Origin of the sequence: Sphingobium olei, assembly GCF_042678845.1 — a bacterium.
GTDB classification, from domain to species: Bacteria; Pseudomonadota; Alphaproteobacteria; order Sphingomonadales; family Sphingomonadaceae; genus Sphingobium; species Sphingobium olei.
Genome location: NZ_JBHTLS010000127.1, coordinates 95065 through 113170, shown reverse-complemented (window position 1 = coordinate 113170; position 18106 = coordinate 95065). Strand labels below are relative to the sequence as shown.

Genomic DNA, 18106 nt, shown 5'->3' with positions numbered 1-18106 from the left:
GGGCGTCGTAGCGAACGGAGTGGACACGGTCGCTGATACTGTTGAAAGACCCCCGTGACTGCAAGCCTTTCGCCATCACACTGGACACAGTTTACATGGACAGTTATGGTATCGGTATTAACATAATATATATTATCGACCTCAGGTAAATATGACCGCGGCCCACCATCCATCCTTTCCCCCATCATCATCCGAGACTCTTCCATGACCAAAGCCAGTGCCGCCGACATCATGCCGCTCGCTGACGTCATGGCGCGTCTTCGCGATCCGGAAACCGGATGCCCTTGGGATATCGAGCAGAATTTCTCGACGATCGCGCCGTATACGATCGAGGAAGCCTATGAGGTGGCTGACGCGATCGAGCGCAACGACATGGCGGCGCTTCAGGACGAGCTTGGCGACCTGCTGCTTCAGGTCGTGTTCCATAGCCGTATGGCGGAACAGTCAAATCACTTCGCGCTGCAGGACGTGATCAACGGCATCACAGCCAAGATGATCCGCCGCCATCCGCACGTCTTTGGCGACGGTGCCCGCCGAGAGGACGGCCACGCACAATGGGAAGTCATCAAGGCAGCCGAGCGAGCGGAAAAGGAACCCGATCCCAGCGCTCTTGCCGGCGTCGCCGCTGCCCTGCCCGCGCTGCTGCGGGCCGAGAAATTGCAGAAGCGCGCGGCCCGGACAGGCTTCGATTGGCCCGATGTGGATGGTGTCACGGCGAAGGTGCTGGAAGAGCTGGGAGAGGTGCAGGCCGCCGCCACGCAGGACGAGCGCGAGGATGAAGTTGGCGATCTCCTCTTTGCCGTAGTCAACCTGGCGCGCCACCTGAAGGTCGATCCGGAGGCTGCCCTGCGCCGGGCGAACGCCAAGTTCGACCGCCGCTTCCGCGCCATGGAAGACATGGCGGGCGCTGAATTTCCCGCCTTGCCGCTCGATGACAAGGAAGCGCTGTGGCAACGTGCCAAGCAGCGGGAAAAAGTGATCTGAACTAAGCTGTGAACCTATAAAACGCCCCTCAGGCGTCGTCTGAAACACCCTGATCGCGGCTGCGCTTCGAGTATCGGGCAAAGGCGGCGTCGGACAAGCGGACCTCGACGCGATTTTCCTCGCCTTCGATGCTGTTGAACAGCACTTCGCCATGTTCGTGCAGCCACGCCAGGGTCGCGCCGTCCGACACCGGGATGCGCAGGCCATAGACCTTCGCCCCCCGCGTCATGCGGTCGCTGATCGTCCGCTGCAACAGGTCGATGCCCTCGCCCGTCAGCGCCGACAGGATGACGACATCCTCCCGCCGCGCCGCCTGTTCGTGGACCAGCGCCGCCGCGTCGGCATCCAGCAGGTCGAGCTTGTTCCACGCCTCGATGATGGGCGGCGGCTCCGGCTCCCCCTCCCCGCGATCCAGCGCCGCTTCGCCGGCGACGCCGAGTTCGCCCAGGACATCCAGCACGTCGTTACGCTGTGCCTCCGTATCGGGATGCGCGATGTCGCGGACATGGACGATGAGGTCGGCCGATAGCACTTCCTCCAGCGTCGCGCGAAAGGCGGCGATCAACTGGGTCGGCAGGTCCGATACGAACCCGACAGTGTCGGACAGGATCGCCTTGTCGAGGCCAGGCAGCGCGATCTGCCGCATGGTGGGATCGAGCGTGGCGAAGAGCAGATCCTCCGCCATGACATCAGCACCGGTCAGGCGGTTGAAAAGCGTGGACTTTCCTGCGTTGGTATAGCCCACCAGCGCGATGACGGGCCATGGCGCGCGCTGCCGCCGGGCGCGGTGCAGGCCGCGGGTGCGCGTCACCTGATCCAGCTCGCGACGGATCTTCGCCATACGGTCGCGGATCATCCGCCGGTCCGCCTCGATCTGGGTTTCGCCCGGACCGCCAAGGAAGCCGAAGCCTCCGCGCTGCCGCTCGAGGTGGGTCCAGCTGCGAACAAGGCGGCCGGCCTGATAGTCGAGATGGGCGAGTTCGACCTGGAGCCGCCCTTCGTTGGTGGCGGCGCGTTCGCCGAAGATTTCGAGGATCAAACCGGTCCGGTCGATCACCTTCGCTTCGGTCGCCTTTTCGAGGTTGCTTTGCTGGACGGGCGAGAGGCTGTTGTCGACGATGATGAGTTCGGCTTCCTCCTGCCGGGCCAGCGTCGCGATCTGGTCCACCTGTCCGCTGCCGAACAGGGTGGCGGGCTTGCGGTCGCGCACGCGGAAGGCCTGCGCCGCCCGCACGTCGATGCCGATCGCGAGCGCCAGGCCGCGCGCCTCTTCCAGCCGCGCATCGCTGTCGCGGCGGTCATGTGCGTTGGCGGCGTTGTGTGTTTCGGCATGGACAACGATCGCGCGCGCGCCGCGCGCCACTTCATCGTCGGAGTCGCGGTTGAATATGGCCATGCAGGCTTAAAGCACCCAGAGGCGCGCCGGTCCACCAGTCAGCGGCCCGGCGCGCAACGCAGTTTAGTCGTCCTGCTCGTTCTCGCCGCTAAGGTCGAGCGAGTGGAGCGGCTGAACCGTCGATATGGCGTGCTTATAGACAAGCTGCACCATGCCGTCGCGTTCCAGCAGCATGCAGAACAGATCGAAGGCGGCGATCTCACCTTGCAGCATGACGCCGTTGACCAGGAACATCGTCACCGGGCTGCCGGACTTGCGGACGGCGGACAGGAAGATTTCCTGAAGGAGTTTCGATTTCGCGTTGCCATCGCTGCTCTTGCGCAGATCGGTCAGGTCCATCGACTGCGCCGGCATCACCGTGGAAATGGCGTGCTTGTACACCAGCTGCGACTGGCCGTCGCGGCGCAGCAACACGGAGAAATTATCGAACCAGGTAATGATGCCTTGCAGCTTCACGCCCTTCACCAGGAACATGGTGACCGGGGTCTTGCTCTTGCGCAGGCTGTTGAGGAAAATATCCTGAAGGTTGTTCATCTTTTCGGCCATGGTCGTCGCCAGTCCTTTATTGTTGGCGGGACGTTACCCGCTCTTGCACTCTTAAGCAGAGTGTCTTGCTTGCCCCCGCGTGCCGGGGGCCGAATGACTTCTACCGCAATTGCGAAGGAAGGTCCATGGGCGTCAGGCCAAACCGTCAGTCCTTGCCTTCGGTGATGCCCAGCAGCTTGAGCTTTCTGTGCAGGGCCGACCGTTCCATGCCGATGAACGTCGCGGTGCGGGAAATGTTGCCGGAAAAGCGGCGGATCTGGATACGCAGATATTCCCGCTCGAAACTCTCGCGCGCCTCGCGGAGGGGCGCTCCCATGATAGCGGACTGGCCGATCCCCTCGCCCGCCCCGCCACTGGTGAGTTCAGACGGCAGCATGTCCAGTTCGATCCGTCCGATGCGGTCGCCCGGCGCCAAAATCATCGTGCGTTCGATGACGTTGCGCAGCTGACGGACATTGCCCGGCCATTCATTGGCCTGGAGAGCGGCCATGGCGTCGCTGGCGATTTCCGGCGGCGGTACGCGGCGGTCGGCGGCGAAGCGCGCGAGATAATGTTCGACCAGCGGCGGAATATCGTCGCGCCGTTCCGACAGGGGCGGAATGCCGAGCGGCACGACATTGAGGCGGTAGAACAGGTCTTCGCGGAAACGGCGCTCCTCGATTTCGGTCGCGAGGTTCAGCGCGGTCGAGGATATGACGCGCACGTCCACCTTCACCTGCCGCTGGCCGCCCACGCGGGTGAAGCTCTGATCGGTGAGGACGCGCAATATCTTGCCCTGCGTCGTCAGGGGCATGTCCGCGATCTCGTCGAGATAGAGCGTGCCACCATGCGCCTGCTCCAGGAAGCCGGGGCGTACCAGGCCGCTGGGGTCTTCAACCCCGAACAGCTCCTCCTCGACGCGGTCAGGGTCCATGCGGGCGGCGGCGACGATGATGAAGGGCGCGTCGGCCCGGCCGCTCCAACTGTGGAGCATGCGCGCGGCGACTTCCTTGCCGACGCCGGCAGGCCCGGAGATGAGCACGCGGCTGCCGGTCCCGGCGACCTTCTTGATGGTCGCGCGGACGCCGTTGATGGACGCAGAGGTGCCGGTCAGTTCGTCATCCTGGCCGAAACGCGCGCGAAGCACCTGGTTTTCCCGCCGGAGTCGCTCGGTTTCCGTGGCGCGGGCAACGAGATGGAGCAGCCGATCGGCCTCGAACGGCTTTTCGATGAAATCGGCCGCGCCCTTGCGGATCGCGGCGACGGCGGTGTCGATGTTGCCATGACCGGAGATCATCAGCACCGGGACCGTCGGATCCCGCCGCTTGATCTCGTCCAGCAGTTCAAGCCCATCGAGCCGGGAACCCTGCAACCAGACGTCCAGAAGGATGAGCGATGGCCGGCGGCTGTCGATCGCCTCCATCGCACTGTCGCTATTGGCAGCAGTGCGGGTGGAGAAGCCTTCATCCTCCAGCACACCCGCGACCAGATCGCGAATATCCTCTTCATCGTCAACAATCAGAATATCAAGCGCCATTGGCTGTCACTTTTCCTTTGGGCAGGGCGATTACCTGCTCTTCTTCCAATTTCTCCAGCGCGGCCGCGGCAAAGCGCAGGGTCACACAAGCCCCCCCTCCCCGGGCGTCGTCGAAACGGATTTCCCCCTGATGCTCCTCGACGATCTTCTTGACGATGGCGAGTCCGAGGCCGGTGCCCTTAGTCCGCGTCGTCATATAGGGTTCCAGTATCCGCTCGCGCTCGGGCGGAAGGCCGATACCATCGTCCGTCACGGTGATGACGACATCGCTTCCGTCCTGCGCCACCGTCATGCGGACATGGCCACGCCGTTCGCCGTCGTCCGGTTGTTCTTTGGGTTCAATGGCTTCCACCGCATTCTTGACGATGTTCGTCAGGGCCTGGCCAAGCTGGCGCCGGTCGCAGACCAGTTCCAGGTCGGGCGTTTGCGCATCATATTCGAACCGGATGTCGGGGTGCGCGACCTCATGCAGGAACAAGGCGTGGCGCGCGATGTCGCCGATCGCCTCGCGCCGGAACACGGGCTTTGGCATGCGTGCGAAGGACGAAAATTCGTCCACGATGCGCCGCAGGTCGCCAACCTGGCGCACGATCGTTCCGGTCAGCCGCGTGAAGGTGGCGGCGTCGCTGTTGATCTCGCCCGCGTAGCGGCGCTGCAACCGTTCGGCCGCAAGCTGGATCGGGGTCAGAGGGTTCTTGATTTCATGCGCGATGCGGCGCGCGACATCCGACCAGGCTGCGCGGCGCTGGTCGGACAGCTGCTGCGTGATGTCGTCGAAGGTCAGGATGTGCCGTGAAGCGTCGTGCGTCAGCTTGACCGCCAACGTGCGCAGGTCGCCATGCGCCCGCACCTGAACGATGCCGGCGGCTTCTTCCGATGCGATGAAGTCGGCCAATTCGGGCGAAACATCGACGAGCGGGCGGCCGACGGGATCGTCCCCCTCCTCCACCAATATGGCCGCGGCGGATCGGTTGAGCAGGAGGATCACACCCTTGAGATCGACGGACAGGACGCCGGCGCTGACGCCGGTCAGAATCGCCTCGATGAAGGCGCGGCGTTCGTCCAGCTGGCTGTTGGCGGCGACCAGGGCGCCGGTCTGCGCTTCCAGCCTCTGCGTCATGCGGTTGAAGGCGGACGCAAGCGTGCCGATCTCGTCGCGCGCCTGCGGGCTCGTCACGCGCGCAGACAGGTCGCCGGCCGTGATCCGCCGCGCCGCCGTGACCAATTCGTTCACCGGCCGGACCATCCAGTCGGCCACCGTCAAAGCGATATAGACCGCAATGCCGACCAGCAGCAGCGACCCGATGAACAGCGCGACGTTGAAGCGCAGCTGCAGGGCGCGGGACTGCGCCGCGAATTGGTCATAGTCGGCTATGACCTTCTGCGCGCGCTCCACATTGGAAAAGGAGGTCGTGACCGCGTTGCGGGTGGCGTAGAGATAGATTTTGGACTTGGGATAGAGCAGCGTCACCGCCTCGACCTGATTGGGCCGCATGCGGACGACGATATTCTCTCCCTGCGCCAGCCGCTCCACCGCTTCGGGCCAGAGCATTTCGGCGGCGGGGCGATTTTCTGGATCGACCGTCGCTGCGGTACGCGCGATCCCGTCCTTACCCACTTCGATGATGGCGGAGCGGTTCAGCTTTCGCGTCACGACCTGATAGATATAGCCCTCGGCAAATCGCGGACTGGATACCGGAGACTCGCGCAGATAGTCGCGCAGGTCGTCCGCCATGGTCACGGTTTCGTCGCTGACCTCGCGCAGATTCTGCTCATAATAGCCGCGCGCCAGATCGCCGGCATTCTGCAGCATGCCCCGCGCGCTGTCTGAGAACCAGAACTGCACGCCATATTGGAACAGCAGCGACGCGAAGATCACGACCAGCAGCATCGGCACGCTGGCGACGATGGAGAAGATCGCGACCAGACGGACATGCAACTGACCGTCGCTGCCGATCGCCGACTGGGCCGCGCGCCGCTTGGCCACGCGTCGCCCGAGCAGCACCAGCAGGGCGATGGCGGGCACCAGGTTTGCCACCAGCAGCAGCGCGACGATGGGCGGGGTCAGCAGCGCATAGGACTGGCCGCTGCCCGACAGCAGATGATAGGTAAGCCCCGCCATCCCCAGGAAGAGGGCCAGCGTCACAGCCTCCACCACTGCCGCCAATCGCTGGCTGCGCAGCAGAAGCGGCATGCGCCGTCGCCATGCCGACATCCGCCGGGACACTGTTGTCGCGCCGTTCATCGTGGCTTTGTTACAACAACCCCGTGCCTGCGGAAACACAGTAATTGATGGGGTCGCATGTCGTTGATCGATCCAGCCAGTCGGTTCGTCCTGATTTGCTACGCATTATGACCCGTCGTGCGCCCGCAGCCGGAGCGGGTCAAGGCCATAGTCGGTCAGCTTCTTGCGTAACGTATTGCGGTTGATGCCCAGCAGGCCAGCCGCCCTGATCTGGTTGCCGTCTACGCTGGCAAGCACTTCCTGGAGCAGCACAGGCTCCACGACGCGCAGCAGGTCGTCGTGCAGCGCCCGCTGCGGGCTGGCAAGGCCGATGCCCAGTTGCCGCTTCGTCCAATCCCGGACGACATGGGCGAGTTGTTCAGCGGGCGCGCCCTGATCCTGCGGCACCGCGCCCAGCGGCAACATGGAGCGCAGCATCTCCGCAGTGATCATATTTTCTCGCGTCAGCACCGCCAGCCGCTGCATGATATTCTGCAACTCGCGCACATTGCCGGGCCAGTGCCAGGTCATGAGAAGCTGCGCCGCGTCCTCGGCCAGCGCCTTGCGCGGCAGACCATCCTGCGCCGCGCGTTCCAGGAAGTGACGGGCGAGGAGCACCACATCCTCCCGCCGCTCGCGCAACGGCGGCAGGTCGATGGGCACCACATTGAGGCGGTAATAGAGATCCTGCCGGAACCGCCCCTCGTCGATCAACTGCGGCAAGTCCTTGTTGGTCGCGGCAATGATGCGGACGTTGACCCTGACCGGCTTTGAACCGCCCACGGTAGTGACTTCGCCGGACTGAAGCACGCGCAACAGGCGCGTCTGTGCTTCCATCGGCATATCACCGATCTCGTCCAGGAACAGTGTGCCGCCCTGCGCCTGTTCGAACTTGCCGGCGGTGCGCGCGCTGGCTCCAGTGAAGGCCCCTTTTTCATAACCGAAGAGTTCTGCTTCGATCAGCTCGCGCGGGATCGCAGCCATGTTGATCGCCACGAACGGCTTGGTGCGGCGCTGGCCAAGGCTGTGGATGGCTTCGGCCACCAATTCCTTGCCGGTGCCCGATTCGCCCAGGACCAGAATGGACAGGTCGTTGGACAGAACGCGGGCGATCGTGCGGTAGACTTCCTGCATGGCCGGCGAGCGGCCGACCAGCGGCATTCCGTCATTGGGCAGGACCGCGTCATCCGGATTGCCCTCCGATCCGTCGCGGGTGCCGAGCGCATCGGCAACCGCCCGCGTCAGTTCGTTGAGGTCGAAGGGCTTGGGCAGATATTCGAACGCGCCCTTCTCCGTGGCGCGGATGGCGGTATTCAGCGTGTTCTGCGCCGACAGGATGATGACGTTCATGCGGGGGCGCGCGACCAATATATCGGCCACCCCTTCCAGTCCGTCGCCATCCGGCAACATGACGTCGGTGATAAGAACATCGGGCGTGAAGCTGTCCATCAGGGCGGAGCGTTCGCGGATGGATGCCGCGGTCTTGACCTTGTGCCCTTGGCGCCGGAGCGCCTCCCCCACCACGACGCAGATGGCGGGATCGTCATCGACTACCAGGACGGAGCCGGTCGCCTTCATGCCGCGATGCCCATGGGCAGGAGGATGCGGAAGGTCGATTCGCCCGCTTCAGCATCGCGCGCATATTGGACGAAGCCGCTCATGTCGCGCACCAGCTTGTCCACGAGTGCGAGGCCAAGCCCCTGCCCGTCCCGCTTGCCGGTGATGAAAGGGTTGAAGAGATGGTCCAGAATATGCTCCGGCACGCCCGGTCCATTGTCCACCACCACGATTTCGATCGGCAATACGGCGCTGCCCTTGCCCCCGCCCATGACGACCGAGACGCCATGGCGGAACGCCGTTTCCACCCGGATACGCGGCTTGGCGACATGCTCCAGCGCCTCCGCCGCGTTTTTGAGCAGGTTGATCATCACCTGCACCAGCGCATCCTCATTGATGTTGGCAAATGGCAAGGACGGGTCATAATGCTTTATGATCCTCACATTTTTTGCAAATCCGGCGGCGGCGATGCCGGCCGCACGATCGATCAGCGGATAGATGTTGCCGGGATGGCATTCCAGCGTCCGGTCGGTCGTGAAATCCTGCATCCGGTCGATCAGCGCGGCGATCCGGTCCACTTCGTTGCAGATAAGCTGGGTCAATGCCGCATCGCGCCCGTCATGGCTGGATTCGAGCAGCTGGGCCGCGCCGCGGATGCCGGACAGCGGATTCTTGATCTCATGCGCCAATATGGCCGCTGCGCCCATGGCGGACCGCGCGCCGCCGGCCGAGCCACGATGACCGATCTTGCGCGCCTGGCTCTGGGCATGAAGCGAGATCACCCGCCACCCTTCATGATCCACGATCGGCGCGATCATCAGGTCGACTTCCATCTCGGCAGTGCGGCCGGCATGAACCTTGATGTCATAGGCGGCGATCGGCTTGTTGCTGTGCCAGATGTCGAAGCGCGCGCCGGCTTCCGCAATGCGGATCGTGCGGGCGATATCGCTGCCGACGATGGCGGAGCGCGCCATGTTCAGCAGCGTTTCGGCGCGGACATTGGCGTCGGCGATGCTGTTGTCCGGCTTCACGACCAGCGTGGCGACCGGCAGCGCCGTCATCTGTTCCGCGAGCGACGGCCCGTCCTGCTGCACCCGCAGGCGAGAGACGGACGCCAATATGTCGGTCATGCCGCCTTGCGCATATCCGCCGGGTCGACGCCGGCGGCGATCAGCGGTTCGTAGAAGCGGGCGAGCATGTCCAGCACGCGCTCCGCCTCCGGTTCCTGGTTGACCGCGTTGCGGAATTCCGCCGATCCGGTCAGGCCCTTGGTATACCAGCCGATATGCTTGCGCGCCATATTGACGCCCGTATGACTGTCATAATGATCGAGCATCGCATGATAATGCTCTACGATCACACGATATTGTTCGGCCAGAGACGGGTCGGGAATGCGCGTTCCGTCCGTCAGGCACGCCATCACCTGGCCGATCAGCCAGGGGCGCCCATAGGCACCACGCCCGATCATCACGCCGTCCGCGCCGCTCTGCTCCAGCGCCATGTCGGCGTCCTCGACCGAGCAGATGTCGCCATTGACGATGACGGGCAGCTTTACCGCGTCCTTGACCTTGCGCACGAACGCCCAATCCGCCGACCCCTTGTACATCTGGCATCGGGTGCGGCCATGCACGGTGATGAGCTTTGCGCCCAGATCCTCGGCAATATGGGCCAGTTCGGGTGCGTTGAGGCTGCTATGGTCCCAGCCCATGCGCATCTTCACGGTGACGGGCACGTCCACCGCCTCCACCGTGGCCTTGATCAGCGAGGCGGCGAGCGGCAGGTCGCGCATCAGCGCGCTGCCCGCGTCGCCATTCACCACCTTCTTGACCGGACAACCCATATTGATGTCGATGATCGCCGCACCACGATCGGCGTTCAGCTTCGCCGCTTCCGCCATCTCCGTGGGGGAACAGCCGGCGAGTTGCATCGACACCGGTTCTTCCAGCGGATGCCAGGCGGCCTTCTGCAACGACTGGCGCGTTTCCCGGATCATGGCGGCGCTCGCGATCATCTCGGTGACATTGAGTCCCGAACCGTAGCGGCGGACCAGCGTGCGGAACGGCATATCCGTGACGCCGGTCATGGGAGCGAGCACCACCGGCACGTCGATGGTCACTGGACCGATGGAGATGGGGGAGAGTTTGCGCATCTTGAAAACAGTATCTGCCTAAAAAACAGGCAGCCTTTAGCGGAAAAGGGGGAACTCGGCAAGCGAAGGACTGGCGGCTGCAAGCGCGCTGGGCTATGCGGCCGGCATGACGTCTGACAGGCCCCGCACCGTCGCCCTGATCGTCGCAGCGGGGCAAGGCCGCCGCGCGGGCGGTGAAACGCCCAAGCAATTCAGGATCGTCGCCGGCAAGCCAGTCATCGTCCACGCGGTCGAAAGGCTCGCGGCACTGGTCGATGCCATTCACCTGGTGGTCGGCGCGGATCAGGAAGGGGAAGTCCGGCGGCTGCTGAGCGAGCGGCAAATCGCGTCCTTCACAATGGGAGCCGACAGCCGGCGGGGGTCCGTCCGCGCGGGGCTTGAGGCAATCGCGCAGAGCGGCGGCGCCGACATCGTCCTGATCCATGATGCCGCGCGCCCCTTCCTGCCCCGCGAGGTCGTGGGTCGCCTTTTGACGGCGTTGGATGAAGCGGCGGGCGCAATTCCTGTGCTGCCGGTTGCCGACACGCTGGTCCGCGGCAGCGATGGCGCGATGGGCGGTACGGTCGATCGCGCCGAGCTGCATCGGGTGCAGACGCCGCAGGCCTTCCGCTTCGCCGCCATATTGGATGCGCACCGTGCATGGAACGACGCCGAAGAAGCGACGGACGACGCGCAAATCCTGCGGCGGAGCGGCCATGACGTCATATTGGTGCAAGGCGATGAAAGATTGGCGAAATTGACCTTTCCCGAAGACTTTTCGCGCGCCGAGGCGATGCTGCCGCGATCGACCAGGGTCGGCATGGGCTATGACGTCCATCGCCTTGCGCCGGACGAGCAGCTATGGCTGGGCGGCATATTGGTGCCGCACGATCGGGGCTTGTCGGGCCACAGCGATGCGGACGTCGCGCTCCACGCCATCGTCGACGCGATCCTCGGCGCGCTGGCGGACGGCGACATCGGCAGCCATTTTCCGCCGTCCGACCCGCAATGGCGCGGGGCATCGTCCGACAAGTTCCTGGCCTATGCCCGCGACCGCGTGGCCGCGCGGGCCGGCGTCATCGAGCATGTGGACCTGACCATCATCTGCGAAGCGCCCAAGATCGGACCGCATCGGGAGGCCATGCAGGCTCGAATCGCCGGCATCCTGTCGCTGCCCACAGACCGGGTGAGCGTGAAGGCGACCACCACCGAGCGACTCGGCTTTGCCGGACGCCGGGAAGGCATCGCCGCGCAGGCGGTTGCCACCCTCTCCCTTCCCGCGCTACCCTGACACCATGCCTGACACTATATTACCGGCCCAGCTGGTCGAACTTGCCGAGAAGGTCATCATCGCCAACCGCCGCGCCGGACGAACCGTCGCCGTCGCGGAAAGCTGCACCGGGGGACTCGTGTCTGCGGCGCTGACGGAGATTGCGGGATCATCCGACGTCTTCGAAGCGGGTTTCATTACCTATTCCAACGACATGAAGGCAGAACTTCTCAAAGTATCTCATGACGTTCTGGAGACGTTCGGGGCGGTGTCCATCGCGACCGCCTGGGCGATGGCGCAGGGTGCCTTGAAGAAAAGCCATGCGCATGTTTCGGTCGCGATCACCGGCATTGCGGGACCAGGCGGCGGCAGCGAGCAGAAGCCGGTGGGCACCGTCGTGTTTGCCCGCGCCGATCGCGGGGCGTCGCCCGACAAGGTCGTAGCCGACATGCGCCATTTCGAAAATAACGGCCGCGGCGGCGTTCGCCTTCAGGCGGCGCTGTGCGCGCTGGAACTGCTGCTGCCCGACGGGCCATAAAGCCGCGCGGCGCGCTCTTCGAACGCACCGATCATCTTGCGCAGCGCCTTGTCGAAAAACTGGCCGGCCAGCATTTCGAAGATGCGGTTCTTGAATTCGAACTCGACCTCGAAATCGACCAGTACCCCGCCCTGCCCGTCGTCGCGAAAGCCCCATTCATTGTGAAGGTGCTTGAGTGGTCCGTCGACATAATCGACGCGGACATGGGTCGGACGCTGCTTCACCACGCGGGAGGTGAAGGTCTCCCGAATGCCCTTGAACCCCACGATCATGTCCGCGACCATTTCGGTGTCGCTGTTCGATCGGATGCGGATCGCACTGACCCAGGGCAGGAATTCGGGATAAGCTGCTACATTCGCCACCAGATCGAACATCTGCTCGGGCGAATAAGGCAATTGCCGCGTCTCGTTATGCTTGGGCACGCCGGATCAGACCTTCGCCGCCGCCCTCGCCAGCTGCGCCTCGCGCGCCGCCTTCATCTCCGCGAAATCCTTGCCGGCATGATAGCTCGAACGGGTGAGCGGGCTGGCCGCGACCTGCAGGAATCCCTTGGCCCGCGCTATGGCGGCATAGGCGTTGAACGCGGCGGGGGTGACGAATTCCATCACCTTTGCGTGCTTGGGCGTGGGCTGGAGATACTGGCCCATGGTCAGGAAGTCGATGTCGGCCGAACGCATGTCGTCCATCACCTGATGCACTTCCAGCCGTTCCTCGCCCAGGCCCAGCATGATGCCGGACTTGGTGAAGATCGACGGATCGAGCTTCTTCACCGTCTCCAGCAGGCGCAGCGACGCATAATAGCGCGCGCCGGGGCGGATGGTGGGATAGAGGCGCGGGACCGTCTCGAGATTATGATTATAGACGTCCGGCCGCGCGGCGACGATCATCTCGATCGCGCGCTCATGCTTGTTGCGGAAATCCGGCGTCAGGATTTCGATGGTCGTGTTCGGCGTCGTGCGACGCAGCGCCTCGATCACCTTGACGAATTGCGACGCGCCGCCGTCCGGCAGGTCATCCCGATCGACCGAGGTGATGACGATATGCTCAAGCCCCATCTCCGCCGAAGCGTCAGCCAGATTCTGCGGCTCATTGGGATCAACCTTGCGCGGCATCCCGGTCTTGACGTTGCAGAAGGCGCAGGCGCGCGTGCATACATCGCCCAGAATCATCACCGTGGCGTGCTTCTTCGTCCAGCATTCGCCGATATTGGGGCAGGCCGCTTCCTCGCAGACGGTGGCGAGGCCCTTTTCCCGCATCAGCTTGCGGGTTTCGTGATAGCCGGGGCTCGTCGGCGCCTTTACGCGAATCCAGTCGGGCTTGCGGGCGCGTTCCGGCTTCTGGACGCCAGGGATCGGGGCGATGTCGGTCATGAGGTCCAGATAGCGATGGACGGTGCGACATGCCAGCCCTCTCCCACTTGCCAGCCTATTCTTTGTGCGGCACATCAGCCGCATGACCGACTTCAGCGACATGATCGACGGCTATCGCCGTTTCCGCACCACCGGATGGGCACAGCAGCGCGAGCGCTGGACGGAACTCAGCGAGGGCCAGAGCCCGCGTGTCATGGTGATCGCCTGTTCAGACAGCCGGGTCGATCCGGCGCAGATTTTCGACACCAGTCCCGGCGAGATCTTCGTGGTGCGCAACGTCGCGGCGCTGGTCCCTCCTTTCGAAACCACCCCCGGCCGGCACGGCGTTTCGGCCGCGCTGGAATTTGCGGTGCAGGTGCTGAAAGTGGGCGAGATCGTCGTCATGGGTCATGGCAAGTGCGGCGGCTGCAAGGCGGCTTTGAGCCATGACCTCAAGGACGCGCCTCCGGGTGAAGGCGGCTTCATCCATCACTGGATCGATTTGCTGGATGAGGCGCGCGAGAAGGTGGTGGCCCAATATGGCGAACGCCGCGACCGGGACGCGGAACGCGCCATGGAGCAGGAGGGCGTCAAAGTCAGCTTGGCCAACCTGCGCAGTTTCCCCTGCGTCCGGCACAAGGAGAAGGCCGGCGAGTTGAAGCTGATCGGTAGCTTCTTCGCGATCTCCGATGGGCAGTTGCATGTGCTCGACGAGGCGACCGGCGTTTTTTCGCCCGCCTGAACCGCAGACAGAACAGACTGGAGACGGCCCGATGGCGACACGACAGGAAGGCCGCGGCAATATCGCGCTGCTCATCGACGCGGACAATGCGTCGGCGGCGCATTTCGACCCGGTCATGACGGTGCTGGCGGAACTGGGCACGGTCAATATCCGCCGCGCCTACGGCAATTGGAGCAAGACGACGCTCAAGACCTGGGCAGCGCTTTCGGTCGCGCAGGCGATCGAACCGCAGCAGCAGTTCGACTTGACCAAAGGCAAGAACGCCACCGACATGAAGATGACGATCGACGCCATGGACCTTTTGTCCAGCGGGCGGGTCGATGGGTTCGGCCTCATGTCCAGCGACAGCGACTTCACCCCGCTCGTGACCCGGCTGCGGCAGGACGGCATTCCCGTCTACGGCTTTGGCACGGCGAACACGCCGGAAGGGTTTCGCCGCGCCTGCACCCGCTTCATCGATGTGGCGGCGCTGAAGCCGGCGGACGTGCCGGTGGCCAAGAAGGCGGCACCGGCAAGGACGAAGGCGAAGACGCAGCCGCCGGCAAAGGAACCAGCGACGCAGCCCCCTCCGCCCTCTCCGCCCCTGTCGGGAGGCGCAGTCGATCCGGAGGTGGTGCGCCTGCTGATCGACGCCTATGATGAAGCGAAGCGGGACGAACGCGGCTTCGTGGCGCTAGGGCCGGTCGGCCAGCGCGTGGGCAACCGGTCGAGCTTCGACGTGCGCAACTATGGCTTCAAGCGGCTGTCTGACCTGGTCGCCGCGATCCCCAATTTCATTACCGAGGTCCGCGAAGGCGGGCAGACCTGGATCAAGCGGGTGCGCTGATGCCGGATGGACTCATCGCGCGCCGTCTCATGATCTTCGGTCGCGTGCAGGGCGTCTGGTATCGGGCGTGGACAGTGGAGACGGCGCGGGAGCTGGGACTGACCGGCTGGGTCCGCAACCGGACGGACGGAAGCGTCGAAGCGCTGGTGCAGGGCAGGCATGAGGCGGTGGAGGCTTTCATCCGGCGAGCTCATGACGGTCCACCGGCAGCGGCGGTAGCACGAATAGACATAGCGGACGCGCCGGCTGAACCTCGCGACCGGTTCGACAAGCGGCCCACCCTTTAAGAAGCGGGATGCCGGGTCGAGCCCGGCATGACGAGGGAGGGAAGAGCCCTCCCTCTGCGAATGGTCAGGCCGGGACGCTCGCCAGCGCAGCCTTGACCGCGTCGATCGCCGCCTGCGCTTTGTCGCCATCCGGGCCGCCGCCCTGCGCCATGTCGGGACGACCGCCGCCGCCCTTGCCGCCCAGCGCTTCCACGCCCGCGCGGACCAGATCGACCGCGCTGATAGTGGCGGTCAGGTCGTCGGTCACGCCCACGGCGATGCTGGCGCGGCCGTCCACCACCGCCAGCACGGCGGAAATGCCACTGCCGAGCGTCGCCTTGTTCTGATCGACGATGCCGCGCAGTTCCTTGGGGTCCAGTCCGTCGATCACCTGGCCGATGAAACTGACCGCGCCGACCTGCTCCGGCCCCGCCGCCTTGGCCGCGCCGCCGCCGCCCAGCGCCAGCGCCTTCTTCGCGTCTGCCAGTTCGCGCTCCAGCTTGCGGCTCTGTTCGACCAGGGCAGCGATGCGCGCAGGCACATCCTCCGGCGTCGTTTTCAGCGCCGCAGCCGTCTGGCGCAGCTTGTCGTCCCGATCGGTGAGCCAAAGGCGTGCGGCCTCGCCGGTCAACGCTTCGATACGGCGAACGCCCGAAGAGACGGCGCTTTCCGACACGATCTTGAACAGGGCGATGTCGCCCGTCGCATTGACATGGGTGCCACCGCACAGTTCGACCGAATAATGCAGCTCCTCGGCCAGCGGACCGCCCCGGCCCATGGAAAGGACGCGCACCTCGTCACCATATTTTTCGCCGAACAGCGCCATGGCGCCCGCCGCTATGGCGTCGTCGGGGGTCATGAGGCGCGTGTTGACCGCTTCATTATAGCGGATCTGCCCATTCACATCGGCCTCGACCGCCGCGATCTGCTTGTGGGTCAGCGCTTCGGGATGCGAGAAGTCGAAGCGCAGCCGATCGGGTGCGACAAGGCTGCCCTTCTGCGTCACATGCGCGCCCAGTTCCTTGCGCAGCGCGGCGTGAAGCAGGTGCGTGGCGCTGTGGTTGGCGCGGATGCGGTCGCGGCGGTCGACGTCGATGGCGAGGTTCACGGTATCGCCCACCTTGATGCTGCCCGCTTCCACCTTCGCCTTGTGGGCATGGAGGCGGCCGAGCGGCTTGGCCGTATCCTCGATCCTTGCGGAAAAGCCGCCCTGCGTCGTAATGGTGCCGGCGTCGCCCATCTGGCCGCCGCTTTCGCCGTAGAAGGGCGTCTGGTTGGTGATGATGACCACTTCGTCGCCCACCGAGGCGCTCTCGACCCGCGCGCCATTCCTCACGATGGCGCGCACTTCGCCCTCGCCCTTGGTCGAGGCGTAGCCGATGAATTCGGTATTGCCGACCTCTTCCGCGATGTCGAACCAGATTTCGTCCGACGCCTTCTCGCCCGATCCCTTCCACGCGGCGCGGGCGGCGGCCTTCTGCTCCGCCATGGCGCTGTCGAAACCAGCGCGGTCCACCGTAAGGCCGCGCGAACGCAGCGCATCTTCGGTCAAGTCATAGGGGAAGCCGTAGGTGTCGTAGAGCTTGAACGCGGTTTCGCCAGGCAGCGTGCCGCCTTCGGCCAGGCCGCCGGTCGCTTCGTCCAGCAGCCGGAGGCCATTTTCCAGCGTCTTGCGAAAACGGGTTTCCTCGCGCAGCAGCGTTTCCTCGATCAGCGGCTGGGCGCGGACGAGCTCGGGATAGGCCCCGCCCATCTCCGAAACCAGCGACGACACCAGCCGGTACATCAACGGCTCCTTCGCGCCGATGATGTGGGCGTGGCGCATGGCGCGGCGCATGATCCGGCGCAGCACATAGCCGCGCCCCTCATTCGCCGGCAGCACGCCGTCCGCGATCAGGAAGCTGGTCGAGCGCAGGTGATCCGCGATCACGCGGTGGCTGGCCTTATGCTCGCCGTCCGTGGCGGTCCTACTGAGCGCGCCGCTCTCGGCGATCAGCGCCTTGAACGTGTCGGTGTCATAATTGTCGTGCACGCCCTGCAGGACGGCGGCGATGCGCTCCAGCCCCATGCCGGTGTCGATGCTGGGCTTGGGTAGTTCGCTGACGATCTCATTCGCTTCCTGCTCATATTGCATGAAGACGAGGTTCCATATCTCGACGAAGCGGTCGCCATCCTCCTCCGGCGATCCCGGAGGGCCGCCCCAGATATGGTCGCCATGGTCGTAAAAGATTTCCGAGCAGGGACCGCAGGGGCCGCTGTCGCCCATCGCCCAGAAATTATCCTTGGTCGGGATGCGGATGATCCGCTCTTCGGGCAGGCCGGCGATCTTCTTCCACAGGTCGAAGGCTTCGTCGTCCGTATGATAGACGGTCGCGGTCAGCCTCTCCGCCGGCAGACCCCACTCCTTCGTCAGCAGGGTCCAGGCATGGGTGATCGCCTGTTCCTTGAAATAGTCGCCGAAGCTGAAATTCCCCAGCATTTCAAAGAAGGTATGATGCCGCGCGGTATAGCCGACATTGTCGAGATCATTATGCTTGCCGCCGGCGCGCACCGACTTCTGGCTCGACGTCGCCCTCTTGTAGGGGCGCGTTTCCAGGCCGGTGAAGACATTCTTGAACGGCACCATTCCGGCGTTGACGAACATCAGCGTAGGATCGTTATGCGGCACCAGCGGCGCCGACGGCACGATGGTGTGGCCGTTCGCCCCAAAATAATCGAGGAAGGAGCGGCGAATGTCGTTGGTCGAGGTCATGGGGGCGATTTA

Annotated in this window: 16 protein-coding genes; 6 read left to right on the top strand and 10 right to left on the bottom strand. The window is 64.5% G+C overall.

The features are described 5' to 3' along the window. The first annotated feature begins 204 nt into the window (after window positions 1-204). The gene (gene mazG, locus ACFQ24_RS12955) at window positions 205-984 is read left to right on the top strand and encodes a nucleoside triphosphate pyrophosphohydrolase (protein ID WP_380911824.1); all 780 of its coding nucleotides are present in this window, start codon (window positions 205-207) and stop codon (window positions 982-984) included. A 28-nt stretch (window positions 985-1012) separates the two neighbouring features. Here mazG and hflX read toward each other — a convergent pair whose 3' ends face one another. The 7 genes from hflX to dusB all read right to left on the bottom strand — a co-directional run bounded on the left by hflX (window position 1013) and on the right by dusB (window position 10372). Then, on the bottom strand, window positions 1013-2380 hold the full coding sequence (gene hflX, locus ACFQ24_RS12950) for a GTPase HflX (protein ID WP_380911822.1): 1368 nt from the start codon (window positions 2378-2380) through the stop codon (window positions 1013-1015). Between the two features lie 63 nt (window positions 2381-2443). Continuing rightward, complete coding sequence (gene hfq, locus ACFQ24_RS12945; RefSeq protein ID WP_380911832.1) at window positions 2444-2938, bottom strand: RNA chaperone Hfq; 495 nt, start codon at window positions 2936-2938, stop codon at window positions 2444-2446. Between the two features lie 133 nt (window positions 2939-3071). Continuing rightward, on the bottom strand, window positions 3072-4442 hold the full coding sequence (gene ntrX, locus ACFQ24_RS12940; RefSeq protein ID WP_380911820.1) for a nitrogen assimilation response regulator NtrX: 1371 nt from the start codon (window positions 4440-4442) through the stop codon (window positions 3072-3074). Then, window positions 4432-6687, bottom strand: coding sequence for a sensor histidine kinase (locus tag ACFQ24_RS12935; RefSeq protein WP_380911818.1), 2256 nt, complete (start codon window positions 6685-6687; stop codon window positions 4432-4434). Before ACFQ24_RS12935 ends, ntrX begins: the two co-directional genes overlap by 11 nt. Before the next feature lie 105 nt (window positions 6688-6792). Next, a complete protein-coding gene (gene ntrC / locus ACFQ24_RS12930) occupies window positions 6793-8244 on the bottom strand; it encodes a nitrogen regulation protein NR(I) (RefSeq protein ID WP_380911816.1) in 1452 nt (483 codons plus the stop codon). Further along, complete coding sequence (locus tag ACFQ24_RS12925; protein WP_380911814.1) at window positions 8241-9353, bottom strand: two-component system sensor histidine kinase NtrB; 1113 nt, start codon at window positions 9351-9353, stop codon at window positions 8241-8243. The genes ntrC and ACFQ24_RS12925 overlap by 4 nt, the downstream gene beginning before the upstream one ends. Beyond that, a complete protein-coding gene (dusB, locus tag ACFQ24_RS12920) occupies window positions 9350-10372 on the bottom strand; it encodes a tRNA dihydrouridine synthase DusB (protein WP_380911812.1) in 1023 nt (340 codons plus the stop codon). The genes ACFQ24_RS12925 and dusB overlap by 4 nt, the downstream gene beginning before the upstream one ends. A 106-nt stretch (window positions 10373-10478) precedes the next feature. Between dusB and ACFQ24_RS12915 the strand changes: the two genes are divergently transcribed. Together ACFQ24_RS12915 and ACFQ24_RS12910 are read left to right on the top strand one after the other, a co-directional pair. Further along, entirely contained in the window at window positions 10479-11642 is a 1164-nt protein-coding gene (locus ACFQ24_RS12915) for a bifunctional 2-C-methyl-D-erythritol 4-phosphate cytidylyltransferase/2-C-methyl-D-erythritol 2,4-cyclodiphosphate synthase (protein ID WP_380911810.1), read from the top strand. A gap of 4 nt (window positions 11643-11646) precedes the next feature. After that, window positions 11647-12159 carry a CinA family protein gene (locus ACFQ24_RS12910; RefSeq protein WP_380911808.1) on the top strand — a complete coding sequence of 171 codons (513 nt, stop codon included), beginning with the start codon at window positions 11647-11649 and terminating at the stop codon, window positions 12157-12159. Here ACFQ24_RS12910 and ACFQ24_RS12905 read toward each other — a convergent pair. Both ACFQ24_RS12905 and lipA read right to left on the bottom strand, forming a co-directional pair. Further along, window positions 12111-12581: a type II toxin-antitoxin system RatA family toxin gene (locus ACFQ24_RS12905; RefSeq protein WP_380911806.1), complete on the bottom strand. Its 471-nt coding sequence runs from the start codon at window positions 12579-12581 to the stop codon at window positions 12111-12113. The two genes, ACFQ24_RS12910 and ACFQ24_RS12905, sit on opposite strands and share 49 nt — an antisense overlap. Before the next feature lie 6 nt (window positions 12582-12587). Next, on the bottom strand, window positions 12588-13604 hold the full coding sequence (gene lipA / locus ACFQ24_RS12900) for a lipoyl synthase (protein WP_380911830.1): 1017 nt from the start codon (window positions 13602-13604) through the stop codon (window positions 12588-12590). 7 nt (window positions 13605-13611) lie between these two features. Between lipA and ACFQ24_RS12895 the strand changes: the two genes are divergently transcribed. The 3 genes from ACFQ24_RS12895 to ACFQ24_RS12885 are packed head-to-tail and all read left to right on the top strand — an operon-like array spanning window position 13612 to window position 15363. Further along, window positions 13612-14250: a carbonic anhydrase gene (locus tag ACFQ24_RS12895; protein WP_380911804.1), complete on the top strand. Its 639-nt coding sequence runs from the start codon at window positions 13612-13614 to the stop codon at window positions 14248-14250. Between the two features lie 31 nt (window positions 14251-14281). Then, the gene (locus tag ACFQ24_RS12890) at window positions 14282-15076 is read left to right on the top strand and encodes an NYN domain-containing protein (protein WP_380911802.1); all 795 of its coding nucleotides are present in this window, start codon (window positions 14282-14284) and stop codon (window positions 15074-15076) included. After that, window positions 15076-15363, top strand: coding sequence for an acylphosphatase (locus ACFQ24_RS12885; RefSeq protein WP_380911801.1), 288 nt, complete (start codon window positions 15076-15078; stop codon window positions 15361-15363). The genes ACFQ24_RS12890 and ACFQ24_RS12885 overlap by 1 nt, the downstream gene beginning before the upstream one ends. Window positions 15364-15427: 64 nt before the next feature. Here the strand turns inward: ACFQ24_RS12885 and alaS are convergent, their stop codons facing one another. Further along, window positions 15428-18094 (bottom strand): alanine--tRNA ligase, encoded by a 2667-nt coding sequence (alaS, locus tag ACFQ24_RS12880; protein WP_380911799.1) that lies wholly within the window; start codon window positions 18092-18094, stop codon window positions 15428-15430. Window positions 18095-18106 lie beyond the last annotated feature (12 nt).

Coding starts and splice junctions, on each gene's coding strand:
- mazG (WP_380911824.1), top strand. CDS start 205: ATGACCAAAGCCAGTGCCGCCGACATCATGCCGCTCGCTGACGTCATG.
- hflX (WP_380911822.1), bottom strand. CDS start 2,380: ATGGCCATATTCAACCGCGACTCCGACGATGAAGTGGCGCGCGGCGCG.
- ntrX (WP_380911820.1), bottom strand. CDS start 4,442: ATGGCGCTTGATATTCTGATTGTTGACGATGAAGAGGATATTCGCGAT.
- ACFQ24_RS12935 (WP_380911818.1), bottom strand. CDS start 6,687: ATGAACGGCGCGACAACAGTGTCCCGGCGGATGTCGGCATGGCGACGG.
- ntrC (WP_380911816.1), bottom strand. CDS start 8,244: ATGAAGGCGACCGGCTCCGTCCTGGTAGTCGATGACGATCCCGCCATC.
- ACFQ24_RS12925 (WP_380911814.1), bottom strand. CDS start 9,353: ATGACCGACATATTGGCGTCCGTCTCTCGCCTGCGGGTGCAGCAGGAC.
- dusB (WP_380911812.1), bottom strand. CDS start 10,372: ATGCGCAAACTCTCCCCCATCTCCATCGGTCCAGTGACCATCGACGTG.
- ACFQ24_RS12915 (WP_380911810.1), top strand. CDS start 10,479: ATGACGTCTGACAGGCCCCGCACCGTCGCCCTGATCGTCGCAGCGGGG.
- ACFQ24_RS12910 (WP_380911808.1), top strand. CDS start 11,647: ATGCCTGACACTATATTACCGGCCCAGCTGGTCGAACTTGCCGAGAAG.
- lipA (WP_380911830.1), bottom strand. CDS start 13,604: ATGTGCCGCACAAAGAATAGGCTGGCAAGTGGGAGAGGGCTGGCATGT.
- ACFQ24_RS12895 (WP_380911804.1), top strand. CDS start 13,612: ATGACCGACTTCAGCGACATGATCGACGGCTATCGCCGTTTCCGCACC.
- ACFQ24_RS12890 (WP_380911802.1), top strand. CDS start 14,282: ATGGCGACACGACAGGAAGGCCGCGGCAATATCGCGCTGCTCATCGAC.
- ACFQ24_RS12885 (WP_380911801.1), top strand. CDS start 15,076: ATGCCGGATGGACTCATCGCGCGCCGTCTCATGATCTTCGGTCGCGTG.
- alaS (WP_380911799.1), bottom strand. CDS start 18,094: ATGACCTCGACCAACGACATTCGCCGCTCCTTCCTCGATTATTTTGGG.